We start from the raw sequence: 1329 nt of genomic DNA, 5'->3' as shown, positions 1-1329 counted from the left end.
TCAACCGGCAGATCGCCGCCGACAACAAGCTGCTGAAAGAAATCAAGGCCCGCATTACCCGCCTCTACAACTGGTCGAAGGCCGAGGCCGAGAAGCCGGAGGGCCAGCAGCCCAGCATGATTGACTTGTGGGAGGCCCAGCAGCAGCTCAAGCGGCCCGACACCCGCACCGGCAAAATCCGGGCTTTGCAGGAGAGCGCCGCCCTGTTCAGCTTTTTGCAGGCAAACGGCATCCAATCCATGCAGCAGCTCCATGAAAAAATCGCAGATATGAACACCCGTTACTATGACCTGCGGCGAGAGATCGTCAAGGCTGAGCGCCGGATCGCTGTCCTCACCGAGCGCGGGGAGATGTGGGCGCAGTACAACGAGTATAAGACTGTCCACAAGCAGCTTGCCAGGGTAAAGCCGGAGAAGCGGGAACTGTTCGAGCAGCGCCACAGCCGGGAACTGATCCTCTATGACGCGGCGGCCCGGTATCTGAAGGAACTGAAGGACAGCGGCGAGGAAATCACCCCCAAAGCATGGCAGCGCGAGATCGACCTGCTGACCGCCCAGAAGCAGGTGGACACCATCGACATGAAGGCTATGCGGGAGGAACTGAAAGCCGTTGAACGGCTCCGCAAGGCCGCCGACCAACTGGCCCGCCAGGGACGGGATAAGCCCCGCGACCGGGAGCCGGAACGGTAAAGGGTACGGCGTTTTGGCGACCCCTTTGAGGTGCGTCGCGTTTCACGACACCCTTTTACACACAGAAAAACCGCCGTACAGGTTTCACCCATACGGCGGCAGACGGTTTATTTGCCGAACAAGTCGCTGTGCGACCCGGTGCGGGCAAGCGTCAGAACCAGCACATCATCCTCGATACGGTAAATGAGCAGCCAGTCCGGAAGAATGTGACATTCCCGATGGCCCACCCAATCGCCGGACAGATCGTGATCGCGGTTTTTCTCCGGCAGCGGTTCACCCATCGCCAGCAGCGCCACGACCTGCTCCAGCAATTCAATCTTCAGGCCGCGCTTGATCGCCCGTTTGTAGTCCTTCTTAAAGCCGGTTGTGTACTTGACGGTGTACTTTGTTTTCCTCATTTTTTCAGGTCGGCAAACAACTCGTCAAGGTCATTGAAGCCCTTTACAGACGGGTCTTTTGCAATCCTTTCCGCTTCCAGCATGGCAGCAATCGTTTCTTTGTTGGGCTGTTCCAGCTTCACTTCAAAGGGAATGCCGCCCTCACGAAGCGACTGGCGCACGAAGATGTTGAACGCCGTGGATAAATTCATGCCGAGTTCCGCAAACAGGGCGTCGGCCTGTGCCTTCAAATCCGCGTCCAT

At 57.9% G+C, this 1329-nt stretch carries 3 protein-coding genes; 1 reads left to right on the top strand and 2 read right to left on the bottom strand.

Going from position 1 to position 1329, the window contains the following annotated elements:
• Positions 1-116 precede the first annotated feature (116 nt).
• Positions 117-689, top strand: a complete 573-nt coding sequence (locus B5F87_RS20495) for a hypothetical protein (protein ID WP_275532346.1) — start codon at positions 117-119, stop codon at positions 687-689.
• A 107-nt stretch (positions 690-796) separates the two neighbouring features.
• On the opposite strand, the gene B5F87_RS20490 is transcribed toward B5F87_RS20495, so the two are convergent.
• Positions 797-1087: a type II toxin-antitoxin system YafQ family toxin gene (locus tag B5F87_RS20490; protein ID WP_027642579.1), complete on the bottom strand. Its 291-nt coding sequence runs from the start codon at positions 1085-1087 to the stop codon at positions 797-799.
• Positions 1084-1329 (bottom strand): type II toxin-antitoxin system RelB/DinJ family antitoxin (locus B5F87_RS20485; RefSeq protein ID WP_087284535.1); only part of this gene is annotated, 246 nt, incomplete at its 5' end. The genes B5F87_RS20490 and B5F87_RS20485, both read right to left, overlap by 4 nt.

The sequence above is a fragment of the Eubacterium sp. An3 genome (assembly GCF_002159465.1).
Lineage (GTDB): Bacteria > Bacillota > Clostridia > Lachnospirales > Lachnospiraceae > Anaerobutyricum > Anaerobutyricum stercoris.
The sequence above is the reverse complement of the archived record's forward strand: the minus strand, read 5'-3'. Positions and strand labels throughout refer to the sequence as shown.